Origin of the sequence: Kitasatospora sp. NPDC091276 (assembly GCF_040684355.1) — a bacterium.
Taxonomy (GTDB): domain Bacteria; phylum Actinomycetota; class Actinomycetes; order Streptomycetales; family Streptomycetaceae; genus Kitasatospora.
The window spans coordinates 91,525-109,015 of sequence record NZ_JBFBFU010000008.1 but is presented as its reverse complement, the minus strand read 5'-3'; the positions used below and the strand labels follow the sequence as shown (position 1 = coordinate 109,015).

Annotated in this window: 15 protein-coding genes; 6 read left to right on the top strand and 9 right to left on the bottom strand. The window is 73.6% G+C overall.

What is annotated here, in order from left to right; genetic code table 11:
- The gene (gene nucS / locus AB0O19_RS12520) at positions 1-660 is read right to left on the bottom strand and encodes an endonuclease NucS (protein WP_280676005.1); all 660 of its coding nucleotides are present in this window, start codon (positions 658-660) and stop codon (positions 1-3) included.
- A 480-nt stretch (positions 661-1,140) separates the two neighbouring features.
- On the opposite strand from nucS, the gene AB0O19_RS12515 reads away from it, so the two are divergent.
- A complete protein-coding gene (locus AB0O19_RS12515; protein WP_063347790.1) occupies positions 1,141-1,533 on the top strand; it encodes an SCO5389 family protein in 393 nt (130 codons plus the stop codon).
- A 120-nt stretch (positions 1,534-1,653) separates the two neighbouring features.
- Here AB0O19_RS12515 and AB0O19_RS12510 read toward each other — a convergent pair whose 3' ends face one another.
- Positions 1,654-2,814, bottom strand: coding sequence for an LLM class flavin-dependent oxidoreductase (locus AB0O19_RS12510; RefSeq protein WP_363619375.1), 1,161 nt, complete (start codon positions 2,812-2,814; stop codon positions 1,654-1,656).
- A 390-nt stretch (positions 2,815-3,204) separates the two neighbouring features.
- On the opposite strand from AB0O19_RS12510, the gene AB0O19_RS12505 reads away from it, so the two are divergent.
- On the top strand, positions 3,205-3,528 hold the full coding sequence (locus AB0O19_RS12505) for an ATP/GTP-binding protein (RefSeq protein WP_363371918.1): 324 nt from the start codon (positions 3,205-3,207) through the stop codon (positions 3,526-3,528).
- 5 nt (positions 3,529-3,533) lie between these two features.
- Here AB0O19_RS12505 and AB0O19_RS12500 read toward each other — a convergent pair whose 3' ends face one another.
- The gene (locus AB0O19_RS12500) at positions 3,534-4,301 is read right to left on the bottom strand and encodes an ABC transporter permease subunit (RefSeq protein ID WP_363619297.1); all 768 of its coding nucleotides are present in this window, start codon (positions 4,299-4,301) and stop codon (positions 3,534-3,536) included.
- 1 nt (position 4,302) lies between these two features.
- Complete coding sequence (locus tag AB0O19_RS12495) at positions 4,303-5,307, bottom strand: ABC transporter ATP-binding protein (RefSeq protein WP_363619296.1); 1,005 nt, start codon at positions 5,305-5,307, stop codon at positions 4,303-4,305.
- A gap of 92 nt (positions 5,308-5,399) precedes the next feature.
- Here AB0O19_RS12495 and AB0O19_RS12490 point away from each other — a divergent pair, with 92 nt between their 5' ends.
- Both AB0O19_RS12490 and AB0O19_RS12485 read left to right on the top strand, forming a co-directional pair.
- The gene (locus tag AB0O19_RS12490) at positions 5,400-6,197 is read left to right on the top strand and encodes an alpha/beta hydrolase (protein WP_363582020.1); all 798 of its coding nucleotides are present in this window, start codon (positions 5,400-5,402) and stop codon (positions 6,195-6,197) included.
- A complete protein-coding gene (locus tag AB0O19_RS12485; protein WP_363582022.1) occupies positions 6,194-6,505 on the top strand; it encodes a hypothetical protein in 312 nt (103 codons plus the stop codon). Before AB0O19_RS12490 ends, AB0O19_RS12485 begins: the two co-directional genes overlap by 4 nt.
- Positions 6,506-6,646: 141 nt before the next feature.
- Here AB0O19_RS12485 and AB0O19_RS12480 read toward each other — a convergent pair whose 3' ends face one another.
- The 3 genes from AB0O19_RS12480 to mce all read right to left on the bottom strand — a co-directional run bounded on the left by AB0O19_RS12480 (position 6,647) and on the right by mce (position 13,464).
- A complete protein-coding gene (locus AB0O19_RS12480) occupies positions 6,647-7,576 on the bottom strand; it encodes a hypothetical protein (RefSeq protein WP_063347784.1) in 930 nt (309 codons plus the stop codon).
- A gap of 107 nt (positions 7,577-7,683) precedes the next feature.
- A complete protein-coding gene (locus AB0O19_RS12475; RefSeq protein WP_363619295.1) occupies positions 7,684-12,522 on the bottom strand; it encodes a hypothetical protein in 4,839 nt (1,612 codons plus the stop codon).
- Positions 12,523-13,020: 498 nt separating this feature from the next.
- A complete protein-coding gene (gene mce, locus AB0O19_RS12470; protein WP_363582154.1) occupies positions 13,021-13,464 on the bottom strand; it encodes a methylmalonyl-CoA epimerase in 444 nt (147 codons plus the stop codon).
- Between the two features lie 290 nt (positions 13,465-13,754).
- Here mce and AB0O19_RS12465 point away from each other — a divergent pair, with 290 nt between their 5' ends.
- Both AB0O19_RS12465 and meaB read left to right on the top strand, forming a co-directional pair.
- Positions 13,755-14,963, top strand: coding sequence for an acetyl-CoA C-acetyltransferase (locus AB0O19_RS12465; protein WP_363619294.1), 1,209 nt, complete (start codon positions 13,755-13,757; stop codon positions 14,961-14,963).
- Positions 14,964-15,042: 79 nt separating this feature from the next.
- Positions 15,043-15,999, top strand: a complete 957-nt coding sequence (meaB, locus tag AB0O19_RS12460) for a methylmalonyl Co-A mutase-associated GTPase MeaB (protein ID WP_363371930.1) — start codon at positions 15,043-15,045, stop codon at positions 15,997-15,999.
- 58 nt (positions 16,000-16,057) lie between these two features.
- Here the strand turns inward: meaB and AB0O19_RS12455 are convergent, their stop codons facing one another.
- Together AB0O19_RS12455 and AB0O19_RS12450 are read right to left on the bottom strand one after the other, a co-directional pair.
- Positions 16,058-16,573 (bottom strand): MarR family transcriptional regulator, encoded by a 516-nt coding sequence (locus AB0O19_RS12455; protein WP_350879579.1) that lies wholly within the window; start codon positions 16,571-16,573, stop codon positions 16,058-16,060.
- Between the two features lie 39 nt (positions 16,574-16,612).
- Positions 16,613-17,422, bottom strand: a complete 810-nt coding sequence (locus AB0O19_RS12450) for an AIM24 family protein (protein ID WP_363619374.1) — start codon at positions 17,420-17,422, stop codon at positions 16,613-16,615.
- Positions 17,423-17,491: the final 69 nt, after the last annotated feature.

The following is a 17,491-nucleotide window of genomic DNA, read 5'->3' as shown; positions in this document are numbered from 1 at the left end:
TCAGAACAGCTTGAGCTTGTCGTCGTCGATGCCGCGCAACTCGTCGTAGTCCAGCACCACGCAGCCGATGCCCCGGTCGGTGGCCAGCACGCGGGCCTGGGGCTTGATCTCCTGGGCGGCGAAGATGCCCTTGACCGGGGCCAACAGCGGGTCCCGGTTGAGGAGTTCGAGGTAGCGGGTGAGCTGCTCGACGCCGTCGATCTCGCCGCGGCGCTTGATCTCGACGGCCACCGTGGCGCCGTCCGAGTCGCGACAGAGGATGTCGACCGGGCCGATCGCGGTGGGGTACTCGCGGCGGATCAGGGACCAGCCGGCGCCGAGCACCTCCATCCGGTCCGCGAGCAGCTCCTGGAGGTGCGCCTCGACGCCGTCCTTGATCAGGCCCGGGTCCACCCCGAGTTCGTGGGAGGAGTCGTGCAGCACCTCCTCCAGCGTGATGATGAGCTTCTCGCCGGCCTTGTTCTCCACCGTCCAGACCCCGTCCGCCTCCTTGAGCGCGCACGGTGGGGACATCCAGTTGAGCGGCTTGTAGGCGCGGTCGTCGGCGTGGATGCTGACGCTGCCGTCGGCCTTGACCAGGATGAGCCTGGTGGCGGAGGGCAGATGGGCGGAGAGCCGACCGGCATAGTCGACTGAGCAGCGGGCAATTACGAGACGCACGGTCGACCACGCTAGCCCACCGGGGCCAGTTGATGCGATTCCACGACGACCGGGTGAAGAAACCGGGAACCCCGCGAACATGGAGGCTCGGCAATTCCGCTCACCGCCCGTCGCGGTCTGGCGCCCACGTCCTGGGGTCGCTACCGTACGTGACGGCACGCGTGCGGGATCGCTGTCAACGGGGACGGAGACTTCAGATGAACGATCCGACGGGATCCGGCCAATGTGGTGCACCGCCGCGTATTTCCGAAGCAATCCACAGGAATGACCGGCCCGTCCCGCCGTTGACTGCCACGCTGTTCCGAGCGCGGTCGGTGTCCGGGACGTCACGTCCCGTGGTGCCGCCGCCTTCGCAGGGTGTCAAAAACGCCCGTTCCACGGCGTTCCGGACACCACGCGCGATCCGCCCACCCTCACTGTGAGCTTGGACTACGCACGACCACCCGGGCGCCGCGCGGGTGGACCGCGAGAGGAGAATCCATGTCGCTCGACGTCTCACCGGCCCTGCTGGAAAAGGCCGAGCGGGGCGAGGTCGACGAGCGGGAATTCGTCGACTGCGTCCGCGTCTCGCTGCCGTACGCCTGGGACCTGATCAGCTCGCTGGTCGCCCAGGCGAAGGTCGACGGTACCGACTTCGCCGACAACCAGGTACCGCCGCCCAGCGAGCAGGCCCGCGGCCAGCTCCTGCGGGCCCTCGCCAGCGACGCCATCCGGGGGGCCCTGCAGCGGCACTTCGGGGTGCGGCTGGCCTTCCAGAACTGTCACCGGGTGGCGGTCTTCCTGCCGTCGGACGCCAACGAGGCACGGCACGCACGCTTCACCTCGGTCCGGGAGCAGCTGCTCAACCAGTCCGAGGAACTGCGGGACTGCTGACCCGGCAGCACCGCCGATGCCGGGCCGTAACGGTCCGGAAGGTCGTCGGGCCGCCCCCGTCCCCCGGTGCGGGGGGAGGGGCGGCGGCCCGGACCGGGCCCGGCCGCTCCACCCCCGGGCTCACCCCAGCTGCGGCAGCACCTCGGAGCCGAGCCGGGCGATGTTGTGCAGGGTCGCCTCGCGGTCGCCGCTGCCCTCCGCGAGCAGCGCGAAGCGGCGGATGCCGGTCCGCTCGGCGGTGGCCAGCAGCCGGTCGGCGCACTGTCGCGGCGTGCCCACCGCGTGCAGGTCGCAGAGGAGTTCGGTGTACTCGCGCGGGTCGCGCATCTTGCGCTCCCGGCCGTCCACGGTGCGGTGGGCGCCGAGCCCGTACTCGAACCAGCCCGGCATGGCGTTCAGCAGGGTGGCGCGGGCCGCCGAGGTGCGGTCGTCGACCTGGGCCACCCCGGCCGCGACGTGCCGTCGGTTCACCCGGCGCAGCTGCTCCTCGCCGCGCCCGGCGGCCAGCCAGGCGCTGCGGTACAGCTCCAGCATGCGCAGCTTGTCGTCGTCGCCGGAGTGCATGCCGAGCAGCATCGGCAGGCCGCGTTCGGCGGCCAGCCGCACCCCGCTCGGAGAGGTGCACGCGACCACCATCGGCGGGCCGGCCACCGGCCGCCCGGACGGGTCGAGTTCCTCACCGACGCCCTCGCCGAGGCCCTCGACGTCCTGGCGCTGGCGCGGGAAGCGCACCGGACCGGACCGCTCGCCGAGACCGAGCCAGCTGCCCAGTCCGGACCGGCGCACCGGTTCGGTGGCGCGCGGCACCACCGCCACCTCGGGGAAGGCGAACTGCGGGCCGTCCGCGCCGACCCGGGAGCCGCGCAGCCAGCGCAGCAGCAGGTCCAGCCGCTCCGGGAAGCCGTTCTCGAAGGCGTCCACGCCGCCGCCGAACACGTCCAGGTCGATCCAGGGGCCGCCGCGGCCCACCCCGAGCGTGAAGCGCCCGTCCGAGGTGAGGTGCAGCAGCGCGGCCTGCTCGCCGAGCGCCACCGGGTGGGCGGTGGAGAGCACGCTGACCGCCGTGCCGACGCCGATCCGGCGGGTGCGGCCGAGCAGCAGCGCGGCCAGCGTGGCGGCGTTGGGGCAGACCCCGTACGGGACGAAGTGGTGCTCGGCCAGCCAGACGCTGTCCAGGCCCGCGCGTTCGGCCTCGACGGCGGCCCGGACGGTGCGGTCCAGCGCCTCGCGGTGGCTCTGCCCGGGGAACTGCGCGGACAGCAGGAACGCGCCGACCCGCACCGGCGCGGTGTCCGGCGGGAGCGCGCCCGCCCGCTGCGGCACGGGCAGCGGCTCGCCCGCCGCGGCCGTGACCGGGAGGGGCGAGGTCAGCACCGGCCCGGGGGCGGGCGGCCGGACTCCGACGGGCCGACGGGTCTCGGCACGGGCGCTGGTCTTGGTCATGGTGGGGCCTCCTCGGGTGCGCGCAGGGTCTGCGGGCCCCGCCTGTTCCCCTTGTGGGTATCCGATGTCATGTGCCAATGGCACGCGGAAACCCGGATTTCGTCGAAGATCGGGTGGATCTCGGCAAAAACGCGGGAGCGTCGGACGATGCCGTGATAGTGGCCTGCCGGAGGGGCGGCCGGCCGTAGGCTGGAACGACCCGAAATCCCGGAAGAGAGGTAGTCCGACGTGTCGCCGCGCCGCAACCGGATCAAGAGCGCCGACCCGGGCGGGAGCGCCGAGCAGGCCTCCCCGCTCGGCGGATCGCTGCGCCGCACCGAGAGCCACCAGGGCGACGACTGGGTGGTCCAGACGGTCGCCGGGACGGCCGGGCGGCACTACCGGTGCCCGGGCTGCGACCAGGAGATCCCGCCCGGGATGGGCCACGTGGTGGCCTGGCCGATGCACGGCGCGGGCGTGGACGACCGGCGGCACTGGCACCGCGCCTGCTGGGGCGCGCGGGAGCGCCGGGCCTCCAACGTCCTGCGGGGCCGCGGCGCTCCGCGGTACTGAGCCGGTCAGGCGTCCCGGTTCTTGAGCACCAGCGCGCCGCCGAGCAGGGCGGCGAGCGTCCAGGCCAGGCAGATCACGAAGCCCGCCCACGGCCCGTACGGCTGGCCGTGCTGCTCGTACACCAGCAGCATCCGCGACCCCGCGTAGTCCGGGAAGTAGTGGGCCAGGGTCTTGACCTTCGGCACCGCCGAGAGGATCGGCGAGAGCAGGAAGAAGAACGGGACCAGTACGCCCAGTGCCAGCGTCTGGCTGTGCAGCATCGTGGTGACGCCGGCCGAGAACAGGCAGAGCATCGTCAGGTACAGCGCGGCGCCGAACACCGCGCGCAGCACGTGCGGTTGGTCGAGGCTGGTGGAGTGCGAGCCGAGCAGCGCCTGGCCGGTGAAGAAGGTGACGAAGGCCGTCACCACCGAGACCGCCAGGGCCATCGTGCCGAGCACCACCGCCTTGCCGGTGAGCAGGGTGCCGCGCTGCGGGACGGCGGCCAGGGTGACCCGGATCATGCCGGTGCTGTACTCGTTGCCGATGGCCAGCACGCCGAACACGATGATGGCGAGCTCGCCGAGCATGATGCCGGAGAAGGCCGTGCCGGTGGCGTCGAAGACGGACTGGTCGCCCCGCCGGAACTCGCCGAAGTTGCTGTTGGTGAGCAGGGACAGCAGCGCGCCGATGCCGACGGTGACGACGAAGGTCAGCGCGAGCGTCCAGATCGTCGAGCGGACGCTGCGGATCTTCGTCCACTCGGAGCGCAGGATCGCCGGGAAGGACGTCATCTCAGTTCTCCTCCTGCCGGGCCGTCGCGGTCCGCGGGGCGCCGTCCGCCTTCCAGCCGGCGCCCCAGACGCCGGGTGCGCCGGCCGCGTCCCGGCCCGGGCCGTCGCCCGCGTGGTACTCCACCGAGTCGGCCGTCATCTGCATGAACGCCTCCTCCAACGAGGCCTGTTGCGGGCTGAGTTCGTGCAGGACGACGCCGTGGGCCGAGGCCAGGTCGCCGAGCCGGGCGAGATCGCCGTCGACCACCTCGTAGGAGCCGCCGGGCCCGGGTTCGGACCGGAGACCGGCGCCGGACAGGGCGTCGAGCAGGCGCTCGGGGTGCGGGGTGCGAAGCCGGACGGCGGAGCGGGAGTTGCGCCGGATGAACTCCGGCATCGGCAGGTCGGCGAGCAGCCGGCCCTTGCCGATGACCACCAGGTGGTCGGCGGTGACGGCCATCTCGCTCATCAGGTGGGAGGAGACGAAGACGGTCCGGCCCTCGGTGGCGAGCCGCTTCATCAGGTTGCGGATCCAGAGGATGCCCTCCGGGTCCAGTCCGTTGACCGGCTCGTCGAACATGACGATCTCCGGGTCGCCGAGCAGTGCGGAGGCGATGCCCAGGCGCTGGCCCATGCCGAGCGAGAAGCCGCGGGCCCGCTTGCGGGCGACCGGGGCGAGGCCCACCAGGTTGAGCACCTCGTCCACCCGGCGGGTCGGGATGCGGTTGCTCTGGGCGAGCCAGAGCAGGTGGTCGCGGGCGGTGCGGCCGGGGTGGACGGCCTTGGCCTCCAGCAGCGCGCCGATGTACTTGAGCGGTTCGCTGAGCTGCCCGTAGCGCTTGCCGTCGATGGTGACCCGGCCGCTGGTGGGGCGGTCGAGGTCGAGGATCATGCGCATCGTGGTGGACTTGCCCGCGCCGTTGGGGCCGAGGAAGCCGGTGACCACGCCCTGGGGGACCTGGAAGCTGAGCCGGTCCACCGCGAGGGTCCTGCCGTAACGTTTTGTCAGGTCGTGCAACTCGATCATTCGCGCTCCCTTACTTTTGGTAAGGCTAGGACAAAGCGGATATCGCGGCCCGCTGAGTGGGCCCGCCGGGCGTGCCGGAATACGGTGGGCCCATGACCCAGCCCCCCTCCGCAGTGTCGGTCCGCGAGAGCGGCACCGGAACACCCCTCGTGCTGCTGCACGCCTTTCCGTTGAACGCCTCGATGTGGTCCGCCCAACTGGACGCGCTGCCCGGTCTGACCGGCGACGAGGCCCGGGTGCTCGCCCCGGACCAGCGCGGCTTCGGCGGCACCGAGCTGGGGGCCGACGAACCCTCGCTGGACCTGGTCGCCGACGACCTCGCCCTGCTGCTGGACGCGGCCGGGATCGAGCGCGCGGTGGTCGGCGGGCTCTCCATGGGCGGCTACGTGGCGCTGGCCTTCGCCCGCCGCCACCCGGACCGGTTGGCCGGACTGCTGCTGGCCAGCACCCGCGCCACGGCCGACACCGACGCCGTCCGGGCCAACCGGGAGCGGATCGCGGCCGCCGTCACCGCCCGGGGCAGCGTCCAGCTGCTGCTCGACGAGGAGGTCGCCGCCGGGCAGCTCGGGCCGGACTCGCTGCACCTGGTGGAGCGGGTGCGGTCGCTGGTCGCGGCCGCGTCGCCGGCCGCCGTCGCCTGGGCCCAGCGGGCCATGGCGGCCCGGCCGGACGCGCTGGACGTGCTGGCCGGGCTGCGGGTGCCCACCGCCGTCGTCGCGGGCGCGCAGGACGGCCTGGTGGCGCCGGAGGAGGCCGAACCGATGCTCCGGGCCAGGCCGGACGCCGAACTGACCGTCATTCCCGGGGCGGGCCATCTGAGCGCCCTGGAGGCACCGGAGGCGTTCAACACCGCCGTCCGCGACCTGCTGGCCCGGGTGACGGCGGGATGAGGGAGGAAGCGACCGGCTGGGACTTCTCGGCGCTGGAGGTGACCGGCCGGATGCCCGTGACCAACCGCGGCGAGGGCCTGGTCGAACTGACCCTGGAACCGCTCGGCGAGGACTACTGGCTGCGCCCCGGCGAGACCTTCATCGTCACCTCGTACGGCGACCACGGTTCCGGCCACCCGTTCGAGGTGCAGTACTGGCCGGACTCGGTGTCGGTCTGGTGCACCTCGTGGTTCGGCACCGTCTCCGACGACGAGGGCAACCAGCTCAGCAGCGGGCACCAGCGGCCCGACGGGGCCTACCCCAGGTGACGCCCGCTCACCCAGGTCACCCGAGATGATGACGGTGGAAAGACGGCAGGCCCTCACCCGGGTGGGTGAGGGCCTGCCTGCTGTTCCGCACGTGCCGTCCGTTCCGCACGTACCGCCGGGCGCCGGCGCCCGGCGGCGGCGTCAGCGCGACTGCTGGGCGGGCACGCCCATGGTGTCGTCGCCCGGCAGCGAGGCGGCGGCCACGGCCGCGCCGGTCAGCGTCGCCAGCATCTCGCGGACGTTGGTCAGCTGGGCGTTGATGCTGTCGCGGCGGTTGGTGAGCGCCGCCAGCTCGCGCTCGGACTCGCTGCGGATCCGGTCGGCCTTGGCGTTGGCGTCCGCCACGATGTCCTCGGACTGGCGCTGCGCCGTCTCGACGGTCTGGCGGGCGCGGCGCTCGGCGTCGGTGCGCAGCTTCTCGGCCTCCAGGCGCAGCTGCTCGGCCCGGTGCTCGATCTCGGCCAGGCGCTTCTCGGCCTTGGCCTGACGGGCGGCCAGGTCACGCTCGGACTGCTCGCGGCGCTTGGCCAGGTTGGTCTCGAACTCCAGCGCGGCCTGGGCGGCCTTGGTGCGGGTCTCCTCGAAGAGGGCGTCCGCCTCCTCGCGCTTGTTCTGGGCGTCCTTGTTGGCCTCGGCGCGCAGCTGGGCGCTGTCGCTCTTGGCCTTGTCGACGATCCGCAGACCCTCGTCCTCCGCCTTGGCCTTGCGGTCCTTGGCGTAGTTCTCGGCCTCGGTGCGGACCTGCTGGGCAGCGGCCTCGGCGAGCTCGCGGTGCTGCTCGGAGGCGCGGTGCGCCTCGTCGCGCAGGTCCTTGGCCTCCTCCTCGGCCAGTCGCAGGATCTTCTCGACCCGGGCGCCGAGACCGGCGTACGAGGGCTCCGCCTCGGTGACCGCCGCCTGCGCGGTCTGGGTCTCCAGGTGGAGTTCCTCGATGCGCTTCTCGAGCGCGCTGATCCGGGTCAGGGCACTGTCACGGTCGGCCACCAGCTTGGTGATCCGCTCGTCGACCTGGGCGCGCTCGTACCCACGGCGCACCAGGTCGAAGCCGTGAGGGGAGTGACTGTCGCTCATGGGGTTCTGGGCTTCCTGTCGTCAAACCGCTGAGGTGGTTGAGGGAATCCTGACACGGTACCGGAGTGTCGACGGCGAGATGCCGTCGTCCCGCGGACAATGTCCGCTCAATCGGGTGGTGCGTTCTTGGAACGATTGCCGCCCGACCGGGGGGAACCAATTCCGGCACCCGCCTTGGCACCCCCGTCCTTCTTGGTGCTGCTTCCCCCGTTGGTCTGGGCGACCGGTGCCGGTGCCTCGAACGCCTCCAGCGCGGACAGCACGTCCTGCACCCTGGAGATCTCGGTGTTGATGTCCTTGCGTCGCCGCACCAGTTCGTCCAGCTCGCGCCGGCCCTCGTCGGTGACCCGCTTCGCCTCGGCCTGCGCTTCGGCGAGCAGCCGTTCGGCCTCCGCCTTGGCCAGTTCGACCTGCTCGTCCGCGCTGCGGTCGGCGTCCCGCAGCCGCTTCTCCGCCTCGGTGGCGGCGTTCTCCAGCCGCTCCTCGGCCTCGGCCTCGGCCGACTGGAGCTTGGCCTCGGCCTTGACGATGAGCGCCTCGGCGCGGCTGGTGGAGTCGGCGAGTTTGGTCTCCGCCTCCTTCAGCAGCCCCTCGGCCTTGCGGACGGCCGAGATCCGGACCTTGCTGGCCTCCGCGGACGCCTCCGAGGTGAGCTCGCCCGCGCGGTCCTCGGCGGCCGCGACCAGCGCCGCCGCCCGGTCCTCGGCCTCGGCGACGGTGGCCACCGCCTGCTCCTCGGCCTCGGTCAGCTGCTCCTGAGCGGCCGTCACCAGGGCGTCGACCCGCTCGCCGGCCGACTTCATGGCCGCCGCGTTCTCCTTGCGGGCGCGCTCGTGCAGCGCCTCCACCTCGGCGTCGGTGCGCTCGCGCAACTCCTCGGCGCGCTCGCGGATCGCGGTGGAGTCCCGGCGGGCCTCGGCGAGCAGCGTGTCGGCGTCGGACCGGCCCTTCTCCACCGCGGCCTGGCCGGCCGCCTCGCCGGCGGCGACCAGCCGGTCGGCCTCCTTGCGGGCGGCGGCGACCATCGCGTCCGCCTGCTCCTCGGCGGCGGCGGTGGTGGCCAGTGCGGTGGTCTGGGCGTCCTCGCCGAGCGACTCGGCGTCCGCGAAGGCCTTCTCCAGGACGGAGTTGGCCTGCTCGCGGGTGGCCTTGTCGAACTGCTCGGCGGCCTCCCGGGTCTCCGCGTCGTACGCGTCGGCGCGGCCGTGGGCGGCGGCGTCGTACTCGTCGGCGAGGGTCCGGGTGGCGAGCGCGTACTCCTCGGCCTCGGCGCGCAGGGCGGCGGCCAGCTCCTCGGCGTCGGCGACCAGGCCGGCCGAGCGCTCGTCGGCGGCGGCCATCGTCCGGACGGCCTGGGCCTCGGCGTCCGCGCGCAACTGCCCGGCGGCCTCCCGGGCCGCGTGCAGTACGGCGTCGGCCTCCGCCCGCAGGTGCTCGTCGTAGGCCTGGGCCTCGGCGCGCTGACGGCCCAACTCGGCCTCGTGGGCCTCGCGTTCGGCGGCCAGCTCGCGTTCGGTCAGCTCGCGCAGGGCGGTGGTCTCGGCGTCGGTACGGGCGCGCAGTTCGGCGGTCTCGTGGTCGGCGAGGGCCCGCTGCTCGGCGGTCTCGGCGTCGGCGAGTTCGCGCAGGGCGGTGGTCTCGGCGTCGGCGAGGGCCCGCTGCTCGGCGGTCTCGCGCTCGGCCAGCTCGCGCAGTTCGGCGGCGGCCTGCTCGGCCCGGTCGCGGACCTCGGCGGCCTCCCGCTCGGCGGCGGCCTTCCGCTCGGCGATCTGCTCGGCGGCGGCCTCGTGCATGCCGGCCACCGACTGGCGGACCTCGGCGGCCTCCTCCTCGGCGGCCTCGACCAGGGCGGCGCCCTCGACGCGGGCGGCGGCGACCAGCTCCTCGCCGTCGACCCGGGCCTGCTCCAGGACGGCGGTGGCCTCGGCCCGGATGCTGTCGGCGGTGGCGCGGGCCTCGGACAGCTCGCGGCCGGCCTCGGCGCGGACCGTCTCGGCCTGCTCGGCGGCGAACGCCAGCTCGGCGGCGGCCTTCTCCCGGACGGCCTTGGCGTCCCGGGCGGCCTCGGCCTGGCGCTGCTCGGCGGCGCTCCGGGCGCCCTCCAGCAGTTCCTCGGCTTCGGCACGCTGGGCGGCGACGTGCTGTTCGGTCGCCTCGCGCTGTTCGGTGGTCTCGGCGGTGGTGCGTTCGGTGAGTTCGGTGGCGGCCTGTTCGGCCTTGGCCCGGACGTCGGCGGCGTACGCCTCGGCGGCGGTGCGCTGCTCGGTGGTCTCGCGTTCGGCGAGTTCGCGCAGTTCGGTGGTCTCGCGCTCGGCGAGCTCGCGCTGTTCGGTGGTCTCGCGCTCGGCGAGCTCGCGCTGTTCGGTGGTCTCGCGCTCGGCGAGGGCGCGCAGCTCGGCGACGTGCTGTTCGGTCGCCTCGCGCTGTTCGGTGGTCTCGGCGGTGGTGCGTTCGGTGAGTTCGGTGGCGGCCTGTTCGGCCTTGGCCCGGACGTCGGCGGCGTACGCCTCGGCGGCGGTGCGCTGCTCGGTGGTCTCGCGTTCGGCGAGTTCGCGCAGTTCGGTGGTCTCGCGCTCGGCGAGCTCGCGCAGTTCGGTGGTCTCGCGCTCGGCGAGCTCGCGCAGTTCGGCGCTCTCCCGCTCGGCGAGGGCCCGCAGCTCGGTCGCCGTCTGCTCGGCCTGCTCGTGGGCGGCCTGGGCGGCGGCCAGCTGCTCGGCGGTCTCCTCGCGTTCGCGGCGCAGCCCGGCGGCGGCCTCCTCGTGCTCGCGCCGGCTCTCCTCCCGCAGCGCGTTCGCGGCGGCCTCGGCCTCGCTGCGGGTACGGGCGGCCTCGGCGTCGGCCTCGGTGCGGATGCGCTCGGCGTCGGCCACCGCGGCGTCCCGGACGGCGTTCGCCTCGGCCTGCGCCTCGGCGCTGAGGGCGGTCGCGGCGGCGTTCGCCTCGGCCCGGACCCGCTGGTCGAACTCGGTCGCGTCCCGGCGGAGTTCGGCGGTCTCGCGCTCGGCGGCGGCGCGGTTCTCGGCGGCCGCGGCCTTGGCGGCGGCGAGGGCGTCCTGGCCCTGCTGCTCGGCGGCGGTGGTGGTCTTCTCGGCCTCGGTGCGGGCCCGGGCGAGGGTCTGCTCGGCCCGGCCCTGGGTCTCGGCGGCCTGTTCCTGGGCCTGCGCGCGCAGCCGCTCGATCTCCCCGGCGGCGCCCGCGCGCAGCTCGTCGGCGTCGGCCTTGGCCCTGGTGAGCAGTTCCTCGGCGTTCTTCGCCGACTCCTCGATCTGCACGACGGCCTGGCGGCGGGCCTCGCCGCGCACCCGGTCGGCCTCGGCGGCGGCCTGGGCGCGCAGCTCCTCGGCCTCGGCCCGCAGCCGGGCCGCCTCGTCCTGCATCTGCTCGATCCGCTCGCGGATCGCGGCGGCGTCGTCGAGCGCGGCGTTCTGGGCCTGCTCGACTGCGGCCTGGGCCTGCTCGCGCAGGCGCTGTGCCTCGGCGGCGGCCTCGGTGCGGATCCGCTCGGCCTCGGTGGCGGCCTCGGTGCGGGCGGTCTCGGCGTCCTGGTCGGCCTGGCCGAGCACCTCCTCGGCGGTCTTGGCGGCCTTGGCGAGGTGGACGGTGGCTTCCTTGGCGCCGGCCGCCCGGCCCTCCTCCTCGGCCGCGTGGCGCAGCCGCTGGGCCTCGGCCTCGGCGTGGGCGCGGAGTTCGGCGACCTCCCGGTCGGCCTGGGCGCGCAGTTCGGCGATCGCGGCCTCGGCCTCGGCGCGCAGCTCGCCGGCCACCGATTCGGCGGTGGCCCGCAGCCGTTCGCTCTCCTCGGCGGCGGCGGCCTTGGCGGCCTCCGCCTCGGCCTGCTTGGTGGTGGCCTCGGCGCGGATCGCCTCGGCCTCCTTGGTGGCGTGGGCGACCATCCGGGCGACCTCGGCACGGGCGGTCTGCGAGCGCTGCTCGTTGGCGGCCTCGCCGTCGGCGGCCTTGCGTTCGGCGGCGGCCTCGGCGTCGGCCTGGAGCTGTTCGGCGGCCTGTTCGGCCTGGGCCCGCAGCTCGGCGGACTCGCGGCGGGTGCGTTCGGCCTCGGCGATCGCCTCGGCGCGCAGCCGCTCTATCTCGGCCTGGGCGTGGGCGAGCTGCTGCTCGGCCCGGATCTGCTCGGCGGAGGCCTGCTCCTTGAGCCGGCCGATCTCGGCCTTCGCGACGGCGAGCTGCTGCTCGGCGGCGGCGTGCGCGGCGGCCAGCTGCTGCTGGGCCTCGCCGCGGGCGGCGTCCACGTCGGCGGCGGCCTGGGCGCCGGCCTGCTGGGCGTGCTCGGAGGCGGCGCGCAGCAGGCGCTCGGCGTCGCTCTGGGCCCGCTGGAGGGCGGCCTCGGCGGCGGCCTGGGCCTCGCCGCGGGCGGCGTCGACGTCGGCGGCGGTCTGGGCGCGGGCCTGGTCGGAGAGCGCGACGGCCTCCGCGCGGGCGGCGGCGACCATGCGCTCGGCCTCGGCGCGGGCGTCCTGGAGCAGGCGCTGGGCCTCCTGCTCGGAGCCGGTCCTGGTCTGCTCGGCCCAGCCGTTGACGTGCTGCTCGGCGGTGCGGCGCAGCTCGGTGAGCTCGTCCTCCAGCTGGCGGCGGCGGGCGGTGAGCTCGGCCTCCAGCCGGGCGGTGCGCTCGGCGGCCTCGGCCATGATCCGCTGGGTGGCGGCCTGGGAGTCGCGCAGCTGGCGCTCGGCGTCGGCGCGCAGCTGCTGGGCCTGCATCTCGGCAGTGCGGAGCATCTGCTCGGCCTGGCCGGAGACGGCGTCGAAGGCGCGCGGCTGGGCGAGCATGCGGCGGGACTCGTGCAGCTTGGCCCGGAGCACCTCCACCTGGTAGGCGAGGTCCTCGGCATGCTCGACTGCCTTGTCCCGCTCCTTTCGAGTCCGACCCATCTCGGCCTCGAACTGGGAGAGGTGATCGTCAACCTCGTAGCGGTCGTTGCCCCGCACTCCGCGGTCCCATCCATCTCCTGGTCGCGTCCTCGACCCGGCCGGTCCAGGGCACCCGTTGTCCGGGTACTGGTCCGACTGGCTCCTTGCATCCGCAGCCGGTGGACGGCCCGCCGGTCAAGCCGGGGCCGCCCGCCGCGGTCGTCGGAGCCCTGGGCGTGGAAGCGCGGTGATGCCGCGTTCCCCCGTCCGGGTGGACTCCTGGGCGAACTCTTGCCTTGTGGAGAATGGTGACAGATCAGTGTTGCGACTGTTCAGCCGTGCCCGCGTTGTGGACTCCCCTGCGACGGGCCGGCCACCGCTGGGCGGACGGGCCTGTCATCGGCCGTGCCCGTCGCCTCCGTCCCCCGGAGCCTTCGCGCACCTGGGCATTGTAGTGGGAGCGCACCGCGGGGGAATGGCCGCGTGGTGGTTTTCCGGCTGTCGGACGAGGTTACTGACGGGTCATGACCGGCGATTCGGGGGTGCCGCCCGGTCGTGGGCGGCACCTGGCGGGGGTCAGTGGGCGTCGTGGACGCCCGGTTCGGCGGAGGTGACCAGCTCGGTCAGGACGCCGCCGCAGTCCTTGGGGTGCAGGAAGGTGATCCGCGAACCCATCGAGCCGATCCGGGGCTCGTCGTAGAGGACCCGCACGCCCTTGGCCCGGACGGCCTCGGCGTCGCCGTCCACGTCGGCGGTGCCGAAGGCGATGTGGTGCACGCCCTCGCCGTTCTTCTCCAGCCACTTGGCGACGGTCGAGTCGGGCCGGGTGGGCTCCAGCAGTTGGAGGTAGGAGGCGCCGCCGTCGCCGGTGTCGTTGATCTTGAGCATGGCCTCGCGGACGCCCTGCTCCTCGTTGACCTCGGTGTGGAACACCTCGAAGCCGTAGGTGGCGCGGTAGAACTCGACCGTCTTGTCGAGGTCGCGGCAGGCGATGCCGATGTGGTCGATACGGGTCAGCACGGCGACCTCCGGGGGCGGGTTGGGTACCTCGGGAACCAGGTGGCACCAGTGCAGCGCATCGCCGCTGACCGGCGCCAGCGCCGGACGTGCGAGTCTGCTCACACGCCGGGGGTCCACCCGGGCCGCACACCGGGGGCAGACGCCGGGGTTCACCCGGGCCGCGTTGACACGGTGTTGACTGGAAGGTGCCAGTGCGCTCGATCACACCGTCGCTCCGGTGACGGGCGGGTAACGGGTCAGTACATTGAGCGCATCCTCACCTGGCCACGACGTGCGAAGGGGCTCGTCCCATGACCAACACCACCTCTGTGATCGTTGCCGGTGCGCGGACCCCGATGGGTCGCCTGCTCGGTTCCCTCAAGGGCTTCTCCGGTGCCGACCTCGGCGGCTTCGCGATCAAGGCCGCGCTGGAGCGGGCCGGCATCACGGGTGAGCAGGTCCAGTACGTGATCATGGGCCAGGTGCTGCAGGCCGGCGCCGGCCAGATCCCGGCCCGCCAGGCCGCCGTCCGGGCCGGCATCCCGATGAGCGTCCCGGCGCTCACCATCAACAAGGTCTGCCTCTCCGGCCTGGACGCCATCGCGCTGGCCGACCAGCTGATCCGGGCCGGCGAGTTCGACGTCGTGGTGGCCGGCGGCCAGGAGTCGATGACCAACGCCCCGCACCTGCTGCCGAAGTCCCGCGAGGGCTACAAGTACGGCGCGATCGGGATGCTCGACTCGATGGCCCACGACGGCCTCACCGACGCCTACGAGAACATCCCGATGGGCGAGTCGACCGAGAAGCACAACACCCGGCTGGGCATCACCCGCGAGGTGCAGGACGAGATCGCCGCGGCCTCCCACCAGCGGGCCGCCAAGGCGCAGGCCGACGGCGTCTTCGACGCCGAGATCACCCCGGTCGCGATCCCGCAGCGCAAGGGCGAGCCGGTGCTGTTCGGCCAGGACGAGGGCATCCGCGCGGACACCACCGTCGAGGGCCTGGCCAAGCTGCGTCCGGCGTTCGCCAAGGACGGCACGATCACGGCCGGCACCTCCTCGCAGATCTCCGACGGCGCCGCCGCGGTGGTCGTGATGAGCAAGGCCAAGGCCGAGGAGCTGGGTCTGAGCTGGATCGCCGAGATCGGCGCGCACGGCAACGTGGCGGGCCCGGACAACTCGCTCCAGTCGCAGCCGTCCAACGCGATCAAGCACGCGCTGGCCAAGGAGGGCCTGGAGGTCTCCGACCTCGACCTGATCGAGATCAACGAGGCGTTCGCGGCCGTCGCCCACCAGTCGACCAAGGACCTGGGCGTCTCCTCGGACATCGTCAACGTCAACGGCGGCGCGATCGCGCTCGGCCACCCGATCGGGATGTCCGGCGCCCGCGTGGTGCTGCACCTGGCGCTGGAGCTCCAGCGGCGCGGCGGCGGCGTCGGCGCGGCCGCGCTGTGCGGCGGCGGCGGCCAGGGCGACGCCCTGATCGTGCGCGTCCCCAAGGACGCCAGCCCGAAGGCCTGATCAGCTGACATGCCTTCGGGGCTGCGGACCGCCACGAGCGGCGCCGCGGCCCCGAAGGCATCCGCGCGAGGAGCTCCCGATGATCGATGTCGCCACGCTGGTCGAACAGGCCCGGGCGGGCCGGCCGCGGGCGGTCGCCCGGCTGATCACGCTGGTCGAGAACGCCGCCCCGCAACTGCGCGAGGCGATGGCCGCGCTCGCGCCGTACACCGGGCAGGCCTACACGGTGGGCCTGACCGGCTCGCCCGGGGTCGGCAAGTCCACCTCCACCTCGGCGCTGGTCTCCGCCTACCGGCGGCTCGGCAAGCGGGTCGGGGTGCTGGCCGTCGACCCGTCCTCGCCGTTCTCCGGCGGCGCGCTGCTCGGCGACCGGGTCCGGATGCAGGACCACGCCACCGACCCCGAGGTGTTCATCCGCTCGATGGCCACCCGCGGCCACCTCGGCGGGCTGTCCTGGACGGCGCCGCAGGCCCTGCGGGTGCTGGACGCGGCCGGCTGCGACGTGATCCTGGTCGAGACCGTCGGGGTGGGCCAGTCCGAGGTGGAGATCGCCGCGCAGGCCGACACCACCGTGGTGCTGCTCGCCCCCGGCATGGGCGACGGCATCCAGGCCGCCAAGGCCGGGATCCTGGAGATCGGCGACGTCTTCGTGGTCAACAAGGCCGACCGGGACGGCGCCGACGCCACCGCGCGCGAGCTCAACCACATGCTCGGCCTCGGCGAGGCCCGCGGGGCGGGGGACTGGCGCCCGCCGATCGTCAAGACCGTCGCCGCCCGCGGCGAGGGCGTCGACGAGCTGGTCGAGGCGCTGGAGAAGCACCGCGCCTGGCTGGAGGAGCACGGCGAACTGGCGGCGCGCCGCCGCCGTCGGGCCTCCGACGAGATCGAGGCGATCGCGCTGGCCGAACTGCGCACCCGGATCGGCGACCTGCGCGGGGACCGCCACCTGGCCGGCCTGGCCGAGCGGGTGGTGGCGGGCGAACTGGACCCGTACGGCGCGGCCGACGAACTCGTGGCCGGCCTCACCCGGGGCTGAGGACGGCGCGGGGCCGGCCCCCGGTGGGGCCGGCCCCGGTGTGCTGGGGGGCGGCGCGTCAGGCGCGGCCGCGCAGGCCGCGGAGGTGTTCGGCGACCGGGGCGAGGGCCTCGTACATGGCGTCGAGCTGCTCCTGGGTGAAGCGGTCGATGAAGTGGGCCCGGACGCTGCGCACGTGGTCGGGGGCGACCCGCTGCATGGTCTCCCAGCCGTGCTCGGTGAGGTGGGCGTAGAGGCCGCGGCGGTCGCCGGGACACTCCTGGCGCAGCACCAGGCCGGCGTTCTCCATCCGGGTGATCTGGTGCGAGAGCCGGCTCTTGGACTGGAGGGTGGCGGTGGCGAGGTCGGTCATCCGCATCCGGCGGTCGGGGGCCTCGGAGAGCACCACCAGGATCTCGTAGTCGTTGATCGCCAGGTTGTGCGGCTGGAGTTCACGGCTGAGCTGGTACTCCAGCAGCTTGGCGACCTCCAGATGGGCGCGCCACATCCGCTGCTCCCTGGCGGTCAGCCAGGGAGTCTCCTCCTCGGGCTGCGACGGAGGGGTGTCCGCAGTGTTGATCGTGTGCGTATCCATGGGCTCAGCATACCCTATTTAGTTCAATCTTGTACAAGTTTACAGGCCGAAACGTCGCCCCAGATCGCCCAGATTACCGAGACCCGGCACGTTGAGGTTGCCCCCGCCGTGGCCCGACGCCGCCGGCTGCGACGGCACCCCGCCCACCGGCACGCCCGCCTCGGCGTCCACCTGGCCCACCGACCGCTCGGCCATCAGTTTCTCGCTGGACTGCAGCAGCACCTGGCCGGCGCCGATGAACTCGAACTGGTGCTCCTCGCCGGAGGCCCCGCCCAGCCCGGTCAGCCGCCGGATGCCGCCGATCAGCCCGTGCATGTAGTCGTGGTCGTAGTGGTGGCACGGCGCCGGGCAGTCCGCCCAGCCCACCAGCGCCTGCGGGTCCACCCGGATCGGCGGCTCGACGAAGTGCACCGGCCCGTTGGAGGCGGCGACGAACTTCCCGGTGCCGATCAGGGTCAGGAAGCCCGGGATGATCGACTGCTTGAGCCGCAGTGACGGGTCGAAGGCCAGCAGGTTGCCCGAGCGGACGGTCAGGTTGCCGTCGTCCAGGTCGTAGGAGTTGAGGTCGAAGGCCCGGTCGGCCAGCAGCAGCTTGCCGCGGCCCTGGGCGACCACCCAGTCCGCCGCGTGCATCGGCGAGTTGAAGTGCTGGCCGATCACCCGGTCCAGCATGCCGGCGCCGACGCCCTTGAAGGTGATGTCGCCGTAGTAGGCGACCATCTTGCCCTTCTGCAGGAAGTACGAGCCGTTCAGGTCGACCGAGAAGGCGTACGGGTTGACGTTGTCGTTCACCGGCAGGCTGTGCGCGTCGTGCACCACCGGGCCGGAGCCGCCGTGCGCGCTCGGCAGCGGGGCCTGCTGGCCGCCGAACTGCTCCTGGGCGTAGGCCTGTTGGGGCTGCTGCGGGGGAGGCGGCGG

Excerpts from the sequence above, each read along its gene's own strand:
- AB0O19_RS12465 (WP_363619294.1), top strand. The coding sequence starts at position 13,755 with ATGACCAACACCACCTCTGTGATCGTTGCCGGTGCGCGGACCCCGATG.
- AB0O19_RS12490 (WP_363582020.1), top strand. The coding sequence starts at position 5,400 with ATGACCCAGCCCCCCTCCGCAGTGTCGGTCCGCGAGAGCGGCACCGGA.
- AB0O19_RS12500 (WP_363619297.1), bottom strand. The coding sequence starts at position 4,301 with ATGACGTCCTTCCCGGCGATCCTGCGCTCCGAGTGGACGAAGATCCGC.
- AB0O19_RS12515 (WP_063347790.1), top strand. The coding sequence starts at position 1,141 with ATGTCGCTCGACGTCTCACCGGCCCTGCTGGAAAAGGCCGAGCGGGGC.
- meaB (WP_363371930.1), top strand. The coding sequence starts at position 15,043 with ATGATCGATGTCGCCACGCTGGTCGAACAGGCCCGGGCGGGCCGGCCG.
- AB0O19_RS12480 (WP_063347784.1), bottom strand. The coding sequence starts at position 7,576 with ATGAGCGACAGTCACTCCCCTCACGGCTTCGACCTGGTGCGCCGTGGG.
- AB0O19_RS12495 (WP_363619296.1), bottom strand. The coding sequence starts at position 5,307 with ATGATCGAGTTGCACGACCTGACAAAACGTTACGGCAGGACCCTCGCG.
- AB0O19_RS12485 (WP_363582022.1), top strand. The coding sequence starts at position 6,194 with ATGAGGGAGGAAGCGACCGGCTGGGACTTCTCGGCGCTGGAGGTGACC.
- AB0O19_RS12455 (WP_350879579.1), bottom strand. The coding sequence starts at position 16,573 with ATGGATACGCACACGATCAACACTGCGGACACCCCTCCGTCGCAGCCC.